The organism is Flavobacterium branchiophilum FL-15, assembly GCF_000253275.1.
Taxonomy (GTDB): Bacteria; Bacteroidota; Bacteroidia; order Flavobacteriales; family Flavobacteriaceae; genus Flavobacterium; species Flavobacterium branchiophilum.
Window position 1 is genome coordinate 2,870,130 of record NC_016001.1, and the last position, 17,782, is coordinate 2,887,911.

General features: G+C 33.2%; 16 protein-coding genes. 12 read left to right on the plus strand and 4 right to left on the minus strand.

Translation table 11 applies throughout. The features are described 5' to 3' along the window. Positions 1 to 18: 18 nt before the first annotated feature. Positions 19 to 867, minus strand: a complete 849-nt coding sequence (locus FBFL15_RS12350; RefSeq protein ID WP_162470414.1) for a transketolase — start codon at positions 865 to 867, stop codon at positions 19 to 21. A gap of 297 nt (positions 868 to 1,164) precedes the next feature. Here FBFL15_RS12350 and FBFL15_RS12355 point away from each other — a divergent pair, with 297 nt between their 5' ends. The 3 genes from FBFL15_RS12355 to FBFL15_RS12365 all read left to right on the plus strand — a co-directional run bounded on the left by FBFL15_RS12355 (position 1,165) and on the right by FBFL15_RS12365 (position 5,418). Next, a complete protein-coding gene (locus FBFL15_RS12355; protein WP_014084908.1) occupies positions 1,165 to 3,303 on the plus strand; it encodes a hybrid sensor histidine kinase/response regulator in 2,139 nt (712 codons plus the stop codon). Between the two features lie 227 nt (positions 3,304 to 3,530). Beyond that, positions 3,531 to 4,622 (plus strand): acyloxyacyl hydrolase, encoded by a 1,092-nt coding sequence (locus tag FBFL15_RS12360; protein WP_014084909.1) that lies wholly within the window; start codon positions 3,531 to 3,533, stop codon positions 4,620 to 4,622. Between the two features lie 55 nt (positions 4,623 to 4,677). Beyond that, positions 4,678 to 5,418 (plus strand): head GIN domain-containing protein, encoded by a 741-nt coding sequence (locus FBFL15_RS12365; RefSeq protein WP_014084910.1) that lies wholly within the window; start codon positions 4,678 to 4,680, stop codon positions 5,416 to 5,418. A gap of 130 nt (positions 5,419 to 5,548) precedes the next feature. Here FBFL15_RS12365 and FBFL15_RS12370 read toward each other — a convergent pair whose 3' ends face one another. Further along, a complete protein-coding gene (locus FBFL15_RS12370; protein WP_014084911.1) occupies positions 5,549 to 6,721 on the minus strand; it encodes a GlmU family protein in 1,173 nt (390 codons plus the stop codon). A gap of 161 nt (positions 6,722 to 6,882) precedes the next feature. Further along, on the minus strand, positions 6,883 to 7,134 hold the full coding sequence (locus tag FBFL15_RS12375; RefSeq protein WP_014084912.1) for a type B 50S ribosomal protein L31: 252 nt from the start codon (positions 7,132 to 7,134) through the stop codon (positions 6,883 to 6,885). A 240-nt stretch (positions 7,135 to 7,374) separates the two neighbouring features. Between FBFL15_RS12375 and FBFL15_RS12380 the strand changes: the two genes are divergently transcribed. The 9 genes from FBFL15_RS12380 (at position 7,375) to FBFL15_RS12415 (ending at position 15,476) form a co-directional block, all read left to right on the plus strand. Further along, positions 7,375 to 7,905: a DUF4199 domain-containing protein gene (locus FBFL15_RS12380; protein ID WP_014084913.1), complete on the plus strand. Its 531-nt coding sequence runs from the start codon at positions 7,375 to 7,377 to the stop codon at positions 7,903 to 7,905. Beyond that, entirely contained in the window at positions 7,906 to 8,862 is a 957-nt protein-coding gene (locus tag FBFL15_RS12385) for a glycosyltransferase family 2 protein (RefSeq protein WP_014084914.1), read from the plus strand. A gap of 102 nt (positions 8,863 to 8,964) precedes the next feature. After that, a complete protein-coding gene (locus FBFL15_RS12390) occupies positions 8,965 to 10,689 on the plus strand; it encodes a phospho-sugar mutase (protein WP_014084915.1) in 1,725 nt (574 codons plus the stop codon). A 69-nt stretch (positions 10,690 to 10,758) separates the two neighbouring features. After that, on the plus strand, positions 10,759 to 12,609 hold the full coding sequence (locus FBFL15_RS12395; RefSeq protein WP_014084916.1) for an ABC transporter ATP-binding protein: 1,851 nt from the start codon (positions 10,759 to 10,761) through the stop codon (positions 12,607 to 12,609). Between the two features lie 78 nt (positions 12,610 to 12,687). Next, entirely contained in the window at positions 12,688 to 12,807 is a 120-nt protein-coding gene (locus FBFL15_RS16025) for a DNA cytosine methyltransferase (RefSeq protein WP_231847467.1), read from the plus strand. 44 nt (positions 12,808 to 12,851) lie between these two features. Next, entirely contained in the window at positions 12,852 to 13,091 is a 240-nt protein-coding gene (locus FBFL15_RS12400) for a hypothetical protein (protein ID WP_014084917.1), read from the plus strand. Then, positions 13,088 to 13,594: a hypothetical protein gene (locus FBFL15_RS12405; protein WP_014084918.1), complete on the plus strand. Its 507-nt coding sequence runs from the start codon at positions 13,088 to 13,090 to the stop codon at positions 13,592 to 13,594. The genes FBFL15_RS12400 and FBFL15_RS12405 overlap by 4 nt, the downstream gene beginning before the upstream one ends. Before the next feature lie 25 nt (positions 13,595 to 13,619). Further along, positions 13,620 to 14,363 (plus strand): HaeIII family restriction endonuclease, encoded by a 744-nt coding sequence (locus FBFL15_RS12410; protein ID WP_197535530.1) that lies wholly within the window; start codon positions 13,620 to 13,622, stop codon positions 14,361 to 14,363. 30 nt (positions 14,364 to 14,393) lie between these two features. Further along, positions 14,394 to 15,476: a glycoside hydrolase family 53 protein gene (locus tag FBFL15_RS12415; protein ID WP_014084919.1), complete on the plus strand. Its 1,083-nt coding sequence runs from the start codon at positions 14,394 to 14,396 to the stop codon at positions 15,474 to 15,476. Between the two features lie 322 nt (positions 15,477 to 15,798). On the opposite strand, the gene FBFL15_RS12425 is transcribed toward FBFL15_RS12415, so the two are convergent. After that, positions 15,799 to 17,721 carry an amino acid permease gene (locus tag FBFL15_RS12425; protein WP_014084920.1) on the minus strand — a complete coding sequence of 641 codons (1,923 nt, stop codon included), beginning with the start codon at positions 17,719 to 17,721 and terminating at the stop codon, positions 15,799 to 15,801. Positions 17,722 to 17,782: the final 61 nt, after the last annotated feature.

The window sequence follows — 17,782 nt, forward strand, 5'->3', positions numbered from 1 at the left end:
TACCTAAATATATATTAATTAATAATCGCCAAGAGTTTCTGGATTTTGAGCTAATGCAAGTTCAAGTTGTGCATCATTTGGTGCTTTTCCGTGCCAAGCATGACTATACATCATATAATCTACCCCATTACCCATTTCAGTATGCAATAAAATACAAACAGGTTTGCCTTTTCCTGTCTTATTTTTAGCTGCTTCTAATCCTTCTTGAATGGACAAAAGGTCATTTCCTTTGGTTATTTCTAAAACATCCCAATCAAAGGCTTCAAACTTTGCTTTTAAATTTCCTAAGCTCAACACATCATCCGTTGTTCCATCTATTTGTTTGCCATTATAATCAATGGTTGCAATGAGATTATCTACTTTTTTTGCAGCGGCATACATAATGGCTTCCCAATTTTGTCCTTCTTGCAACTCGCCATCGCCATGTAAAGTGTAGATGATGCTGTTGTCTTGATTGAGTTTTTTGGCTTGTGCAGCACCAATGGCTACAGACAACCCTTGACCTAAAGATCCAGAAGCAATTCTAATACCAGGCAAACCATCATGTGTAGTAGGATGTCCTTGCAAACGGGAATTTAATTTTCTGAAAGTTGCCAATTCTGACACAGGAAAATAACCACTTCTGGCTAAAACGCTATAAAATACGGGGGAAATATGTCCGTTAGATAAAAAAAACAAATCCTCATGAACACCATCCATGTCAAAACCTTCGTTTCGTTTCATTTGATGTTGATAAAGGGTTACTAAAAATTCTGCACAGCCCAAAGACCCTCCTGGATGACCAGAATTTACGGCATGAACCATTCGCAAAATATCTCTACGAACTTGGGTTGTAAAATCAATTAAATGTTGTGTGTTTGACATAATGAATGTAACTTTTGAGCTATGATTTTAATTATCATAGGTATATTTCTAAATTGAGTTCAAAAGTAATTTTATTTTTGATGTGAAACAAATCATATTTAAAAAATAATAAAAAAGCATAAAGTAAGACATATCTTTCATTTAAAAAATATTAACTCAATTGAACCAAAAAATAAATCAAAAAATAAATTATTTTACAAAAAATAAGCAATCATTTTGTAAATTGTTTTTTTAATTTAAAAAAAAATAATATTTTTGTATAAAATAATTCTAAACCATAACCTGCTATTCAACTCAAACATGCTTAGAGACTTTTTATTAAATAATTATTTAGTTCAATTAAAAGTTGTATTAACTAGCCGAGTTCGAAATACTCAAATGTTAGGTCTTCGATACTCTTTTATATTAGGTATCTTGGCTTTTGTATTTTCTGTATTTTGGTTTTCTGTTGATGCTCCAATTTTAGCAGCTTGCAATTTGACATGTTCCATTTCATTTTTTATCACATCGCTATTTATTGTTCAAAATAAATATGCAGATTTATGTAACCATATACTATTATATATAGGTCTTGCTACCATATTTATAACTATTTCCTCTTCATTTCATGTGTATCCTTATTTGGCGGTTTGGTATATTGGACCTGTGATTTTTGCGCACATGTTTTTGAAAAGATTTCAAGGTTTAATTGTATTTTTTATCAATTTAGCCTTAGCAATTATTAGTCCTTATGTAAATGTTTATGTTAAAAAGCATAACTTATTAGATCAAAGTAAAGTGCATTATAGTGTATTTATGCATACACTTATTATTGTAAGTATTTTGGCAATAGTATATTTTATATTAGAGCAATATAAAGAGTATAAGGCAGATGATGAGTTTGCATTGTTTCAAAAAAATCAAGAACTAGACGATTCCCGTAAGGAATTAATTAAAACACAAAAATATAAAGAAGAATTTTTTGCGCTTATTAGTCACGAAATTAGAACACCGATGAATGCAATAATTGGTATTTCTAATATTGTTCGCAAAACCAACTTAGATACCAATCAAATAAAATTTATCGAAGCCATTCAATCATCGGCAAATAATTTATTAGTTATTATCAATGACTTATTGGATTTATCAAAGCTTGAGGCAGGAAAATTAAGAATAGAAAACAAAGGTTTTAATTTAAATAATTCTTTACAGTTTATTTTTTCATTATTTGCAAATAAAGCCGAAGATAAAGGATTGGAATTTAATATTAGTTTTGACAACAGAATTGCCTCCATTTTGGTTGGAGATCAAATTAGAATCAATCAAATATTACTAAATTTAACCAGCAATGCAATTAAATTTACAGAAAACGGGTATGTTGAGATAAAATGTGAGTTAATTGGAGAAACAAATAACAGTCAAAAAATAAAATTTTCGATTATTGATTCAGGCATTGGGATAAGTGAGGCTTTTTTAAAAAATATTTTTGATCAATTTTCACAAGAAGATTTATCAACATCTCGTAAATTTGGAGGAACGGGACTTGGTATGACCATAAGCAAGCATCTAGTAGATATGATGAATGGTGATATTAAGGTGAGTAGTTTGAAAAACGTAGGGACAACCATAGAATTTGTATTAAAATTGGCCATTGGTACTGATAAAGATTTGCCAATTAGCAAAGAAATACAGATGGAAAATGATGTATTGAAAGGTAAAACTATATTGTTGGTAGAAGATAATGAAATGAACCGACTGGTAGCTCAAAACACTTTAGAATTATATGGTGCCATAGTCAAAGAGGTTTTTAATGGTCAGGAAGCAGTTGATTTTTTAAAAATAAATACCGTTGATTTGATTCTTATGGATATAGGAATGCCCGTAATGAATGGAATCAAAGCCACCGAAATTATACGGTCTGAATTAAAAATAACTACTCCAATAATTGCCTTAACGGCAAATGCTCTTGCCGAAGAACGAAACCGATGTATTATTGTTGGGATGAATGACTTTTTGACAAAACCTTTCAAAGAAGGCCATTTGATTCAGGTCATTTCTAATAATTTGAATAATAAAATTACTATTTTTGAAGATATAAAAGAAGAAATATTTGATTCAAACGAAATATATACATTAGCCAATATTAAAATGATGAGTAAAAACAATGATAGTTTTGAAAAATCGATGGTGCAAATATTTTTGAAAGAATCAAAAAAAGCGATGTCTGAGATTAGTATTGCCTTAGAACAGGAGGATTGGGAAAAATTAAGATTTTTTGCACATAAAATAAAAGCATCTGTAAAAATGCTCGAGATCAAAAAAGCAATAGAAATTGTTTTGGAATTAGAAAAATACGACCCCGCCAAAATGCCTGATTTTAATATAGCTCAACAAACAAAATCGTTTTTCCTATATATAGATAAAGTCAATCAAAGTTTGGAAGAGCATTATCCAAATTGAGTTGGTGCTACATCAAACGACTTTGCCATGATAAATCTGAACAAATAATTTTGATGAATTAATACGTTTTAAATTCAATGGCTACATCAATAAAGTGTAGTACCTCTTTTTTATTTTTACATTTAATTAAAAATAAAAAAATGATGTTTATTTAAAGTTATAAAGAAATTTGTTTTTTATCATTTATATCTAAAATAATTAAAATATATTTGTCTTTTTTATAAAATATGAAGCCATATATTTTTTTGTTATTTTTCACTACAAGCATCGTTTTTTGTCAAGATATTTCAAAAAAAGGAGCTTTAGATGTTCAGTTTTTGGCAGGCAACACCTTAGCACATTCGCCAGATTTGAAACATTTAATTACCCATCATCCACAAGGCTTGATGGTGAGCCTTTCTAAAAAAACTTTTGGCGAAAAAGAGTGGCAACAAGCTTATAATTATCCTGATTATGGTGCTTATTTTTTATATCAAGATTTCAAAAATCCTATTTTAGGGCATAATTATGCTTTGGGATTGCATTATCAATTTTATTTTTGGAAAAGGCAATTGCTATTCAAAATTGCACAAGGAATTGCTTACGCATCAAATCCATATAACAAGGAATTTAATAATAAAAATGGTGCTTTTGGGTCTAGAATTTTAGCCAATTCAAACTTTGCCTTCATGTTCAAAAAAGACCGTTTGATAGATGATTTTGGTATTCAAGCGGGCTTTATATTTACACATTATTCTAATGGTCGAACCCAATCGCCCAATAGCGGCATCAATACTTTTAACTTAAACATAGGTATTCATTATGACTTTGATAAAAATCCAGTTTTTCAAAAAGATAGCATTAGATCGTCCAAACAATATGCCGAACCGTTGAAGTACAATATTATAATTAGAACAGGAGTCAATGAAAGTCCCATAGTCAATTCTGGTCAGTATCCTTTTTTTCACTGCGGATTTTATGTAGATAAAAGAATCAATCGAAAAAATATATTTCAACTTGGAACTGAAGTTTTTTTTACACCATCTTATAAAGATTTTATAAAATACCAATCTGTGGCCTATCCTCGGCTGCAATTAGACCCTACAACAGATTACAAACGGATAGGTGTTTTTATTGGTCATGAATTGGTTATCAACAAAATAGCTCTCGAAGGGCAGTTGGGTTATTATGTGTACCAACCTTTTAAATACAACATCCCTATTTATGACAGGCTATCTATTAAATATTACACTACCCCACATATTTTTATAGGTGCGGGTGTAAAAACACATGGTTTTTTAGCCGAAGCCCTAGAATTTGCAATAGGTTACAGGCTATAAATTTAACCAAAAATATATTTTAAAAATACATATCCCTTTCTTATATTTTATTTTTATGAAAAAAATAGTCTTATATATAATTCCTTTTTTGATATTAAGTTGTTCAACGCCTGGCACTTGCTTAGAATCTACAGGAAGTATTGTCAATCAAAGTGTAGAAGTAGCTGATTTTCAAAGAATTATTGTTTATCCTGGTATTAGTTTGGTTGTAGCACAAGGGCCTAAAAAAGTACTTATTGAAACAGGCAAAAATTTGATTAGCAATATTGACATCCATGTAATTGACAATCAACTGATTATTAAAGATGTAACAGATTGTAATTGGGTTAGAGAATATGGACAAACTATTGTATATGTTACCACTCCAAATTTAACAGAAATATATTCTAAAACAGAAAAAAATATACGTTCGCAGGGCATTTTAACCTTTCCTGATTTGACCCTTTCTGCCATTGACGATTTTGACAAGTTAGACGGGGCAGGAACAGGCGATTTTCATATTAGTATCAACAATAACCATTTGATAATTGGCACCAATAATGTAGCCAATTTTTATATCGATGGACAAACGCAAACATTTTCGGCCAATTTTTATGAAGGTACCGGTCGGATAGAAGCAGCACAATTGATGGCCCAAAACATCAATGTATATCATAGAGGAGCAAACGACATGATACTTCATCCAATACAAAGTATTCAAGGAAATATGTATAGTACCGGAAACATTATTTGTAAAAACTACCCTCCAATTGTTAATGTTACGGCACATTATCATGGACAGATTATTTTTCAATAAAATATCAAATCAGCAAATTATTAGTATCTATATATTTTGGGCGTTCCCCAAGGGGCCGGCTATCCGTTTCAAAAAACGTTTATTGAACATCAAAAGAAATATCATATTGTGAAAATATTTTTCTAGACGGCTATTTCCTCCATTTTTTAGTTTCATCAAAAACGGTTTCTAAAATTGACTGATCGATTGCCGTAAAAGCAACATTTCTGCGGCTCATTACTATCGAAGCAACCTCAACTGCTTTTTGCACTTCATAAGTAGTGGACGACGACACCCCACCCCAAGTAAAGCTAGGAATCCAATTTCTTGGAAAACCGCCCCCAAAAACATTGGCACACACCCCAACAACTGTTCCTGTATTGAACATGGTGTTGATGGCACACTTGCTATGATCGCCCATCATGAGTCCACAAAATTGCAGTCCTGTTGGTTCAAAAGTTGCCGTTTCATAATTCCATAATTTGACTTCGCCATAATTGTTTTTCAAATTGGAGTTATTGGTATCTGCCCCTAAATTGCACCATTCGCCAATAACCGAATTGCCCAAAAACCCATCGTGGCCTTTATTTGAATAGCCAAAAAGTACCGCATTATTTACCTCGCCCCCTACCCTACATTCTGGGCCAATAGTTGTGGCACCATAAATTTTGGCTCCCATTTTAACCACTGCACCTTCGCACAATGCAAAAGGCCCACGAATAAGAGACCCCTCCATAATTTCGGTGTTTTTGCCAATATAAATAGGGCCTGTGGTAGCATTGAGTGTTACAAATTCGAGTTGGGCTCCAGGCTCTATAAACACGGCTTCGGCCCCCAAAACTTGAACCGATTCTGGTATGGGTTGCGAAACCCTGTCGGAAGTTAAAAGGTTAAAATCGGCCCGAAGTGCTTGATCATTTTTAGTAAAAATATCATACGTATGTTCAAGCATTAGCAGCTCGTTTTCAAATTCTAAAATAGCATAGTCTTCAAAATCAACTTCCTCCTGATGGTTTTCTGTAAAAAAAGCAATACAATCTTCGTTTTTAAAAATGGCTTGGTTGGGTTTCAAATCTTGAATCATTTGAACCAAACTGTCATTAGGCAAAACAGCTGCATTAATCATGACGTTTTGATCCATTTCAACCATGGCATACTTTTCGGTCAAATAGTCTTCTGTAACGGTTGTGGTGGTAGAACCCAAATAAGCTTCCCATTTTTCACGAATGGTTAATATTCCAATACGAATATCGGCAACAGGTCTGGTAAAAGTAAAAGGCAATAAAGCATTGCGAGCAGTTCCGTCAAAAAGGATATAATTCATGAGCTATTAGTTTTGAATTTAGAAAAAAACAAATTTACAAAAATTTATTAAAAAAAATAGATGTCAATGCACATTAGCCTGTTTTTAGGATTTTTGTATTTTGAAAATAAAAAAGCTTCCTAAAATTAGGAAGCCTTAATAAATTTGAACAACTACTAAAATTATTTAGCGTGTTTAGCGTATTTAGTTTTGAATTTATCAATACGACCAGCTGTATCGATAAGTTTAGATTTACCAGTATAAAAAGGGTGAGAAGTTCTAGAAATCTCCATTTTTACAACAGGATATTCTACACCTTCGTGAATAATAGTTTCTTTAGTTTCTGCGGTTGATTTAGTAATAAATACATCATCGTTAGACATGTCTTTAAAAGCAACTAGTCTGTAATTTTCTGGGTGTACACCTTTTTTCATCTTGAAATCTTTTTTATTAATTTGAGTTATCGATTGTTTTGCAGCTTTTATATCAAAAGGTATAAACAATCCATACTTTTAGGGTTATTAACTTTTTTAATTGAGCATGCAAAATTATAACTTTTTTTGGTAATACAAATTTTTTTTCTTTCTTTTTTTTCTAAAAAACCACTTTTTTTTTTTACAGTTAATCATTCTAATTATTATCTTTGTAAATTATTATTTTAAAAATATATAAACATGGACGAAAGAATCAAAAAAAATGGAATTACTTTTGGTATCTTATCTGGATTATTTTCAGTTTTAATGACAACTATAATTTATGTTGTTAATACAAATTGGTTTACGTCTTGGAAAGCGGGTGTTTTTGGCTTTACCGTTTCTATTATTATAGGAATTGTATTGTTATCTAAAACTCAAAAAGAATTTAAAGGAGATTATAGTTTTAAGTCGGCCTTTACAACCTTTTTTATTTGCTCTTTAGTAAGTATATTTATTGCCGTTATTTTTAATATTATATTGTTCAATTTTATTGATCCTGAATTAAAAATTACTTTAAAACAAAATATCATGAAAATGAAGGTTGAAACCATGCAAAAATTAGGAACTAGGCCGTCAGACATTAATGAAGCCATCAAAAAAATGAAAGAAAGTGATCAGTTTTCTGTTATAGAGCAATTAAAAGGTACTATTAATACCATTATTTTATACTCCATTATTGGACTGATATTAGCTGCATTTTTCAAAAACAAACCCGCATACAAAGAATAAATGAACCTATCCATCATCATACCGCTGCTCAACGAAGCAGAATCGTTGCAAGAATTACATTCATGGATTTTGAAAGTCATGACGACCCATCAATACAGCTATGAAATTATATTTATAGATGACGGCAGCACCGATGCTTCGTGGGATATTATTACCCATTTATCTCAAACAAATCCCAACGTAAAAGGGTTGCGTTTTTTTAGAAATTATGGAAAATCGCAAGCACTTCATGCTGGTTTTGCTCGGGCAAAAGCCGATGTCATTATTACCATGGATGCTGATTTGCAAGACAATCCAGAAGAAATACCTGAATTGTATGATATGATTGTAAATCAAAAATATGATTTGGTTTCTGGCTGGAAAAAGAAGCGATATGATGCAGTAATGACCAAAAATATCCCCTCAAAATTGTTCAATTGGGCTGCTCGAAAAACTTCGGGTGTTACCCTCAACGATTTTAATTGTGGGCTGAAAGCTTATCGAAATGCTGTAGTAAAAAACATAGAGGTTTCTGGCGAAATGCACCGATATATACCTGTTTTGGCAAAAAATGCAGGTTTTGCCAAAATTGGCGAAAAAGTAGTCAAACACCAAGCCCGAAAATATGGCGAAACCAAATTTGGAATGGATCGGTTTATCAATGGGTTTTTAGACCTGATAACCATTTGGTTTTTGTCTCGATTTGGCAAACGTCCCATGCACTTGTTTGGCGCTTTAGGAACCGCCATGTTTATCATTGGTTTTTTAGCTACTATTGGTATAATTGCTGTCAAATTGATCAAATTGTATTCTGGTTTTGACACCATTTTAGTAGCCAATAACCCATTGTTTTACATTGCATTAACCACAATGATTATTGGTACACAATTCTTTTTGGCAGGATTTCTAGGAGAAATTATTTTAAGAACAAAAAACAACGAAGAGCGATATAAAATAAGCGAAATGGCTGGCGAGTAATTGAATGGTTACTATTTGAAATGATATAAAATACTTGTTTTAAAACACAAATGCCTTAGCCTCAAAAGCATTTATTATAAAAAACTATTAAACTAATTGAATATGAACATCCCTCAAAACATCTTAAACACTGTTAATGAATGGCTTAGTCCTATTTTTGATGTTGCTACTCACGAAGCTATCAACACCATGTTGGCCGAAAATCCAAAAGAGCTAGAAGAGTGTTTTTATAAAAATTTAGAGTTTGGCACTGGTGGAATGCGAGGCGTCATGGGTATTGGTACCAACCGCATCAATCAATATACGTTGGGCAAAAACACTCAAGGTTTAAGCCAATATTTAAAACAATCATTTCCTGATGAACCAATCAAAGTAGTGATAGCTTATGATTGCAGACACAACAGCAAGAGTTTAGCAAAAGTGGTAGCCGATGTGTTTTCGGCAAATGGTATCATGGTATATTTGTTTTCGGATTTACGACCTACTCCCGAGTTGAGTTTTGCCTTAAAACATTTAAAATGTCATGCTGGAATTGTATTGACGGCCTCACACAATCCGCCAGAATACAATGGCTACAAGGTATATTGGCAAGACGGTGGGCAACTTGTACCGCCTCAAGACAAAGAAATCATCCAAGTTATTGAAAATTTAAAGTATGAAGATATTTTATTTACATCAAATGAGCATTTGATTACTTATATAGACAGCGAAGTTGATGCGGCTTTTGTGAAATCATCTGTCGAGAATGCCAGTTTTGATACTGCCCAATCCGCTCGAGATGGCTTAAAAATTGTGTTTACCTCGTTGCACGGCACGTCTATAACGGCAGTGCCTCAAACCCTGTTGGCTGCGGGTTATACGGATGTTCATATAGTAGCCGAACAGGCCGAACCGAATGGCAATTTTCCAACCGTAAAATCGCCAAACCCAGAAGAGCCCGAAGCCCTAACACTTGCCTTAAAACTTGCAGACGAAATTGGGGCTGATATTGTGATTGGTACCGACCCCGATTGTGATAGATTGGGCATAGCTGTTCGCAACAACGATGGTGAAATGACCTTGCTAAATGGCAATCAAACCATGATTTTGATGACGGCGTTTTTACTAGAAAAATGGAAAAATGCTGGCAAAATCAACGGCAATCAATTTGTGGGCTCTACCATTGTATCTACTCCAATGATGATGGAGTTGGCTCATAATTATGGTGTAACATGCAAAGTTGGGCTTACTGGTTTTAAATGGATTGCCAAAATGATTAAAGATTTTCCTGAACTTCAATTTATTGGTGGAGGCGAAGAAAGTTTTGGCTACATGGTGGGCGATGCTGTTCGAGACAAAGATGCAGTGGCCTCAACTTTATTAATTTGCGAAGTTGCCGCACAAGCTAAAGCCAATGGTAGCAGTGTATATAAAGAGTTGTTAAACTTGTATGTTGATCATGGATTTTATAAAGAACACTTGATATCTTTGACCAAAAAAGGAATGGAAGGATTGGCAGCCATCAATCAAATGATGGTAGATTTACGAGACAATCCGTTGCTAGAATTAGCCAACGAAAGGGTAGTCATGGTTGAAGATTATAAAACGGGCATAGCCAAAAATATATTGACTGGCGAAACCGAAAACATGGCAATTCCAAAATCAGATGTTTTGATTTATTACACCGAAGGAGGAGCCAAAATAGCCGCTAGACCAAGTGGAACAGAACCTAAAATTAAGTTCTACATCAGTGTAAATGCTCCTTTAGACCGGGTTGAAGATTTCAGTATTGTAGGAGAACAACTAGACCAAAAAATCAAAAAAATAGTAACTGATTTGAAACTATAAATCATAACCTTTCAAACAACAAAGTAGGATTACAGTAAGCTACTTTGTTGTTTTTTTTAATTATAAAAAATGGACGAAAATTTAAAGAAAATTATTCCTTTTGTAAAACCATACCAATTTCATGTTGTTTGGAATGTTATTTTCAATATCTTGTATGCACTTTTTAGTACATTATCTTTTATTGCGTTGATTCCTATGTTGGATGTTTTGTTTAAAAACGAAAACAAAGTAATAACAAAACCCGTGCTGAATTCCATTTGGGATATTACGTCATTTGGCAAGCAATATTTGTATTATCAAATCAACAGTTTGTCCAAAACTAATGGCCCCGAAATGGCTTTGATATTGGTAGTAAGTTTGGTAATTGTAACATTTTTGCTCAAGAATCTGTTCAACTATTTGGCTTCCAATCATTTGATGCACTTAAAAAATGGTGTACTCAAAGATTTACGCAATTTGATGTACAATAAAATTATTGAATTGCCCATATCTTATTATTCCGAAAAAAGAAAAGGCGATATCATGGCCCGAATGCTTGGCGATGTAGGCGAAGTGCAAAATTCCTTTTTTGCTATTTTAGAATTGATAGTCAAAGAGCCTATGACCATCGTATTTACGATAGCTACCATGTTTGCTATTAGTGCCAAATTAACACTTTTTGTATTTATATTCATACCAATTTCAGGATATATCATTTCAAAAATAGGAAAAACCTTAAAATCTAAATCTCAAAATATACAAACAGAAGGGGGGTATTTAATTTCTATCGTCGAAGAAACCCTTTCTGGATTAAAAGTTGTTAAAAGCTATAATGCCGAAAACAAATTTAAAGAAAAATTTCATAATTCTACACAAAAATTGCTATCACTGTCCAACACCATTGGTAGAAAAAACAATTTAGCCTCGCCGTTTAGCGAGTTTATGGGCATCATCGTTATAGCCATTTTGCTTTGGTATGGTGGCAATATGGTGCTTATAGAAAAACTAGCCAATGGAAAACCCGTTTTAGAAGGAGCACAATTTTTGGCCTATATGGGATTGGCCTACAATATTTTGACTCCTGCAAAATCCATTTCAAAAGCCTCTTATGCTGTAAAAAGCGGGATGGCCGCTGCACAACGTGTTTTTGAAGTATTAGAAGTTGAAAATGAAATAACCAATAAAGAAAATGCCCTAGATAAAAAAACATTTGAAAACAACATAAGCCTTAACAATATTAATTTTAAATACCAGAATGACAATGTGTTAGAAAATTTTTCGCTAACCATTCCAAAAGGCAAAACAGTAGCACTTGTTGGACAATCGGGTTCAGGAAAAAGTACCATTGCCAGCTTATTAACCCGTTTTTATGACGTGCAAAAGGGACAAATTTGTATAGACGGAATAGACATCAAAGACCTGAAAATGCACGATTTAAGAGGCTTGATTGGACTGGTAACCCAAAAAAGTATATTGTTTAACGACACCATAAAAAACAACCTCTTGATTGGAAAAAATGACGCAACCGATGCCGAAATTATTGAAGCCCTTACAATAGCCAATGCTTATGAATTTGTAAGGGATTTGCCCAAAGGCATTGAAACAAACATAGGCGATGCAGGCGATATGTTATCTGGCGGACAACAACAACGATTGGCCATTGCCAGAGCCGTATTGAAAAATCCGCCCATCATGATTTTAGACGAAGCCACATCGGCACTGGATACCGAAAGCGAAAAATATGTGCAAATAGCCTTGGAAAACATGATGCAAAACAGGACCTCTGTTGTTATTGCCCATCGACTATCAACCATTCAAAAAGCCGATTTAATTGTAGTAATGCAAAAAGGCAAAATTGTAGAACAAGGCAAGCACGACGAACTGATCCAACAAAACGGTGTGTATAAAAAACTTGTCATGATGCAAAGTTTTGATGTTTGATTTAAGGAAAAAAAATATTTATAACTTAAATAATATTTTTATATTAAAATAATGAAATTGTGTTAAAAATTTAAAATTATGAAAATAGTTTCTTTTTTTGCAGGAGCAGGAGGACTTGATTTAGGTTTTCAAAAAGCTGGTTTTGATGTCATTTGGGCAAATGAATATGATAAAGATATTTGGGAAACCTATGAATAGAAAGCATGTTTTTTTATAGTGTAAAAGTTTAAATTAAAATAAAGATGAATGTAACTTGTTTTCAAAATATTATTTTTAGAATTCGTGAAATTGAATTATTAAATGGTGAATCAGTATTAATTTCAACTAATTCTCTAAATGAATTATTATTGGATAAAAACGGCAAATATGTATCACAAGAAGCAAATTATATCGATGAAAAGATATTTTTTTTTGTTGAGGATGATGAAATTGAATTTACAAATGATAGACTAATAAATTTAATAACTAGGGCAACAAAATGATTAGATTTCAATTTTTTCCTCGTTCACAAGGAATAACAAAAACTATAAGAGATATTATAACTTGTTTTGAATTAGAAGTTGATAAAATTAAATCACCTGATTTTAATTTGTCAAGTAATGAGGTTTTAGAAATAATCAGGCCTCATTTAGAAAAGATTGATTTTATTTGTGAAACTGGAAAATCAAAAGAGAAAAAAATTCATGTTCCTGTTTTATTTGGTTATGATAACAAAATTGATAAATCATTTAATGCGGATGCACTTTCCAAAGATGGAAAAATTGTAATAGAAATAGAAGCTGGAAGAGCCACAGAAAATAATCAATTTTTAAAAGATATTTTTCAAGCTTGTATGATGTTTGAAGTAGAATATTTAGTAATAGTTGTAAGAAATATTTATCGAGGACATAAAGATTTTGAAATTATTCATACTTTTTTAGAAACTTTATACATTTCAAACCGTCTTCATTTACCATTAAAAGGAATTTTATTGATAGGATATTAATTTCCTACTTGATATTGAACCTCGCTTGAATAATAGTATAAATCCAGATGATGTTTTACAACTTGAAATAGTTTCGGATAAAATGGGACAAAGTGGCGATGTAAGGGATGTTATTGCCATCCGTTCTAAACAAAATTGGGAAATAGGTATTTCTGCTAAAAATAATCATCGTGCAGTAAAACATTCCAGATTATCTAATGATATTGATTTTGGGTCAAAATGGTTAAATATTCCTTGCTCATTGGCATATTTTAATGAAATAAAACCTGTTTTCGATAATCTAGCATTTTTAAGATCGTCTAGTAAAGCAACTCAAAAATGGGACACATTAGGAAACTATCATGAGTCGGTCTATGTTCCTATATTAAACGCATTTAAAAAAGAATTGTTAAGGTTAGATGCTGATAATTCAGGCATAATTGCTGAAAAATTAATAGAATATTTAATCGGTAAACAAGATTTTTATAAGGTTATAAAAGGAAAAAATAAAGTTGAAATTCAAGCTTATAATTTATTCGGAACATTAAATTTACCATTTAAAAACATAAAACCAAAAGCTAAAATTCAAAGATTAAAATTACCTAATAGATTAATTGAAGTTGTTTATCAAGAAAACTCAAAAACAACCTTACTAGTTACTCTAAATGAAGGCTGGCAAATTTCATTCAGAATTCATAATGCAAGTTCTAGGATAGAACCTTCGCTTAAGTTCGACATCAATTTAATTTCTGCACCCCATTCTCTCTTTTCAAATCAATTGTATTTATGAATAAAAAAAACCATCAATCATGATCATAATATGAAATTATTTCATCAAATCATACTGCTAAGTTTGGTGGTGGCTGTGGTGGCTTGTTCAAAATCCGAGCCGCAGCCACAAGTCGAAACTCCTAAAAAAGTGCTAGAAATCAAGGCTTTAGACATGTCGTTGTTGCCAAAAATCAGACAAAGCGGCATTGTTTTTCAATCCCAAAACGGTCAAACCGAAGACATGCTAACCACCCTAAAAACTGCAGGTGCCAATACCATTAGACTTCGTATCTGGAACAATCCAAACCCAGATGGGTCGGTTTCTAACTTGGCATCCGTTCGCTTATTGGCAAACGAAATGAAAAGTAAAGGCTTCAAAGTCATGTTGTCTGTTCATTATTCTGATACTTGGGCCGACCCTGGCACACAAACAAAACCCCAACATTGGCAAAATTGTACTTTCAATCAATTAAAAGACAGCGTTTTTCAATATACCTCAAAAATCATGTCGCAAATTCAACCCGATTACATCCAAATTGGCAACGAAATCAACAACGGATTCCTTTTTCCCGATGGGCAAATTCAAAATTTAGCCAACTTCAAAATGCTCATCAAACAAGGTTGTGCAGCAGTAAGGGCTCATAATCCCAATACAAAAATTATTTTGCATCTGGCGGGACACAACCAAGCCTTGTCGTTTTTCAATCAAATGCAAGACATCGATTACGACATCATTGGCTTGAGTTATTACCCTATATGGCACGGAAAAAGTCTAATAGATTTAGAACAAAACCTAGAATTAATATCTAATGCACAAAATAAACCTATATTTATTGCCGAAACAGCCTATCCTTTTACCCTTACTTGGAACGATTATACCAACAACATCATTGGATTAAACAGTCAAATTTTGCCTGAATTTGAAGCCTCTGCCTCAGGACAGCAGCAATTTTTAAATCAAATCAAAACCATCATCACCAAGGTGCCAAAGGGAATTGGTTTTTGTTATTGGGGCGCCGAATGGGTGGCATACAACGGCCCAACGGCCACCAACGGTTCTGCCTGGGAAAATCAAGCACTTTGGAATTTTCAGCATCAAGCCCAGCCAGCTTTATCGGTTTTTTCTAATTAAAATTAAAAAAATAAGCATTTAAAGCTAAAAAAAATTACAATTGAAGTAGCTTTAAAAACAATCAAAGTTGTAGCACATAATATTTTGGGTGTGCCCCTCCGTAAACTACGGGTCGGGCTATCCGTTGCAATCTTTTTTGTTTTTTAAAGAAAAAAACAAAAAAGGATTTCCACTGCTATCCCTCACACAAAACACTTGGGTTATCAATCAGCTTCTGAATTACAAAATAAAAAATACCATAGTTGTATTACAATCAACAACCATGGCTTATACTCTCGAAAAATCTATTGGATTTGCCTTTTTTATAGGTATTATTCATTAATTACACATTCAATTTGCTGTTTTTTCGACTAAAACTAAAATAAATAACCAAACCAATAAGCAACCAAACCGTAAAATAAATCCAATTCCAAACACTCAATTCGGCCATCATATACAAACAACAAATAAGCCCTAAAAGCGGGATAAGAGACAAATTTTGTTTGAAAGTCCAAATACTCAAACCAATAAGTGATAATAGAAAAATCCACATTGGTATTTTGTGTTTAAACAAGCTAAAACCACTTTCGTATTTAATAGATTCTGCTATGGGTAAATGGGCAACAACTTGATTGTATTGTTCGTCATTTTCTTGATAATTGCTCAATATTTCATCCAGATCAGGAGCTTTAGAAGGGTCGATACTGGCATCTTTTTGAGCTAAAAACTGAACAACATTCAAAGCTTGCTCTTGGTTTAAAGCCGTAACAATTGCGGCAGGAGCATTAACTTGCTTTTCATTGGTCAAAAATCGCATTACTGCTTTTTCATTAAAATAAAATCCCATCACAACGCCCAACACAAGCCCAATAGGCATCAAATATTTAGCATTTATATAAGGCGTTTTGAATTTTCCTCGAGGAATATTGGGTTTGTTTTGCAAAATTAAAACTCCAGCACAAACCAACACAAAAGCAAACAAAGTACCAATACTACAAAGATCTGTTACCATAGTCAAATTAAGAAAAAGAGCAGGAACACCTACAACAAATCCTGTAACAATGGTTGCAAAAGAGGGCGTTTTATATATTGGATGCACCTTTGAGAATCGTTTTGGCAAAAGCCCATCTCGGCTCATAGCCATCCAAATACGGGGTTGCCCCATTTGAAAAACCAACAAAACGCTGGCCATGGCTATAACAGCACTTACTGCAATAACACCCGACAGCCATTTTAAATGCAATTTTTCAAACACAAATGCCAATGGATCGCCTACATTGAGGGTGCTATAAGACACCATTCCTGTAAGTACCAAAGCAATCACAATGTATAAAATAGTACATATAACAATGGCATACATCATGCCACGAGGCAAATCACGTTGTGGATTTTCACACTCTTCGGCAGTTGTAGATATGGCATCGAAGCCAATATAGGCAAAAAACACCGCCGAAACCCCTTTCAAAATACCCGCCACCCCATTTGGTGCAAAAGGGTGCCAATTGTCTGTATCGATATAAAAAACACCAACCGCAATTACCAATAAAATAATAAAAAGCTTAACAGCAACCATAATATTACTCGCATTTCTGGATTCTTTCATCCCTCTATAAACCAAAGCGGTAATAATAAAAATAATCAACAAGGCTGGCAAATCTGCCACAAAATGAAATGATCCAATAGTTGGGGCACTGTTCCAAGCCGTAAAAGCATGTTTTAAATTATCAGGCAAATTATCAAATGACTTACCATTTTGCATGAGTGCAGTTGCTTCTTTAAAACCATTACTTGCCGTCAGATAATCCATTTGAATATATTGTGGTAGATGCAATCCCATGCTATCTAAAAGTCCTGTAAAATAATCACTCCACGAAATGGCCACTGTAATATTGCCAATAGCATATTCCATAATAAGTGCCCAACCGATAATCCAAGCGATAATTTCGCCAAAAGCCACATACGAATAAGTGTAGGCACTCCCCGAAACTGGTACCATCGAAGCAAATTCGGCATAGGCAAACGCTGCAAAACTACAGGCAACAGCAGTAAATAAAAACAAAAATATGACGGCAGGGCCTCCATCAAAACTGGCTTTTCCAATGGTGCTAAAAATTCCAGCACCAACTATGGCGGCTATACCAAAGGCCGCTAAATCTTTGGTTTTTAAATGTTTGCCCAACGACCCATGTCCGTCCAAATTGTTTTGCTCTACTTGTTTCAGTATATCTTGAACTGTCTTTTTTCTGAATAATTTGCTAAAACTCATTTCGTTTTGGATTAGTTTGTTAATTTTTTTGCTAATATATTAAAAATATTGGCAAACCAAT

Excerpts from the sequence above, each read along its gene's own strand:
- FBFL15_RS12405 (WP_014084918.1), top strand. The coding sequence starts at position 13,088 with ATGATTAGATTTCAATTTTTTCCTCGTTCACAAGGAATAACAAAAACT.
- FBFL15_RS12355 (WP_014084908.1), top strand. The coding sequence starts at position 1,165 with ATGCTTAGAGACTTTTTATTAAATAATTATTTAGTTCAATTAAAAGTT.
- FBFL15_RS12425 (WP_014084920.1), bottom strand. The coding sequence starts at position 17,721 with ATGAGTTTTAGCAAATTATTCAGAAAAAAGACAGTTCAAGATATACTG.
- FBFL15_RS12400 (WP_014084917.1), top strand. The coding sequence starts at position 12,852 with ATGAATGTAACTTGTTTTCAAAATATTATTTTTAGAATTCGTGAAATT.
- FBFL15_RS12385 (WP_014084914.1), top strand. The coding sequence starts at position 7,906 with ATGAACCTATCCATCATCATACCGCTGCTCAACGAAGCAGAATCGTTG.
- FBFL15_RS16025 (WP_231847467.1), top strand. The coding sequence starts at position 12,688 with ATGAAAATAGTTTCTTTTTTTGCAGGAGCAGGAGGACTTGATTTAGGT.
- FBFL15_RS12390 (WP_014084915.1), top strand. The coding sequence starts at position 8,965 with ATGAACATCCCTCAAAACATCTTAAACACTGTTAATGAATGGCTTAGT.
- FBFL15_RS12380 (WP_014084913.1), top strand. The coding sequence starts at position 7,375 with ATGGACGAAAGAATCAAAAAAAATGGAATTACTTTTGGTATCTTATCT.
- FBFL15_RS12360 (WP_014084909.1), top strand. The coding sequence starts at position 3,531 with ATGAAGCCATATATTTTTTTGTTATTTTTCACTACAAGCATCGTTTTT.
- FBFL15_RS12370 (WP_014084911.1), bottom strand. The coding sequence starts at position 6,721 with ATGAATTATATCCTTTTTGACGGAACTGCTCGCAATGCTTTATTGCCT.
- FBFL15_RS12375 (WP_014084912.1), bottom strand. The coding sequence starts at position 7,134 with ATGAAAAAAGGTGTACACCCAGAAAATTACAGACTAGTTGCTTTTAAA.
- FBFL15_RS12365 (WP_014084910.1), top strand. The coding sequence starts at position 4,678 with ATGAAAAAAATAGTCTTATATATAATTCCTTTTTTGATATTAAGTTGT.
- FBFL15_RS12395 (WP_014084916.1), top strand. The coding sequence starts at position 10,759 with ATGGACGAAAATTTAAAGAAAATTATTCCTTTTGTAAAACCATACCAA.
- FBFL15_RS12415 (WP_014084919.1), top strand. The coding sequence starts at position 14,394 with ATGAAATTATTTCATCAAATCATACTGCTAAGTTTGGTGGTGGCTGTG.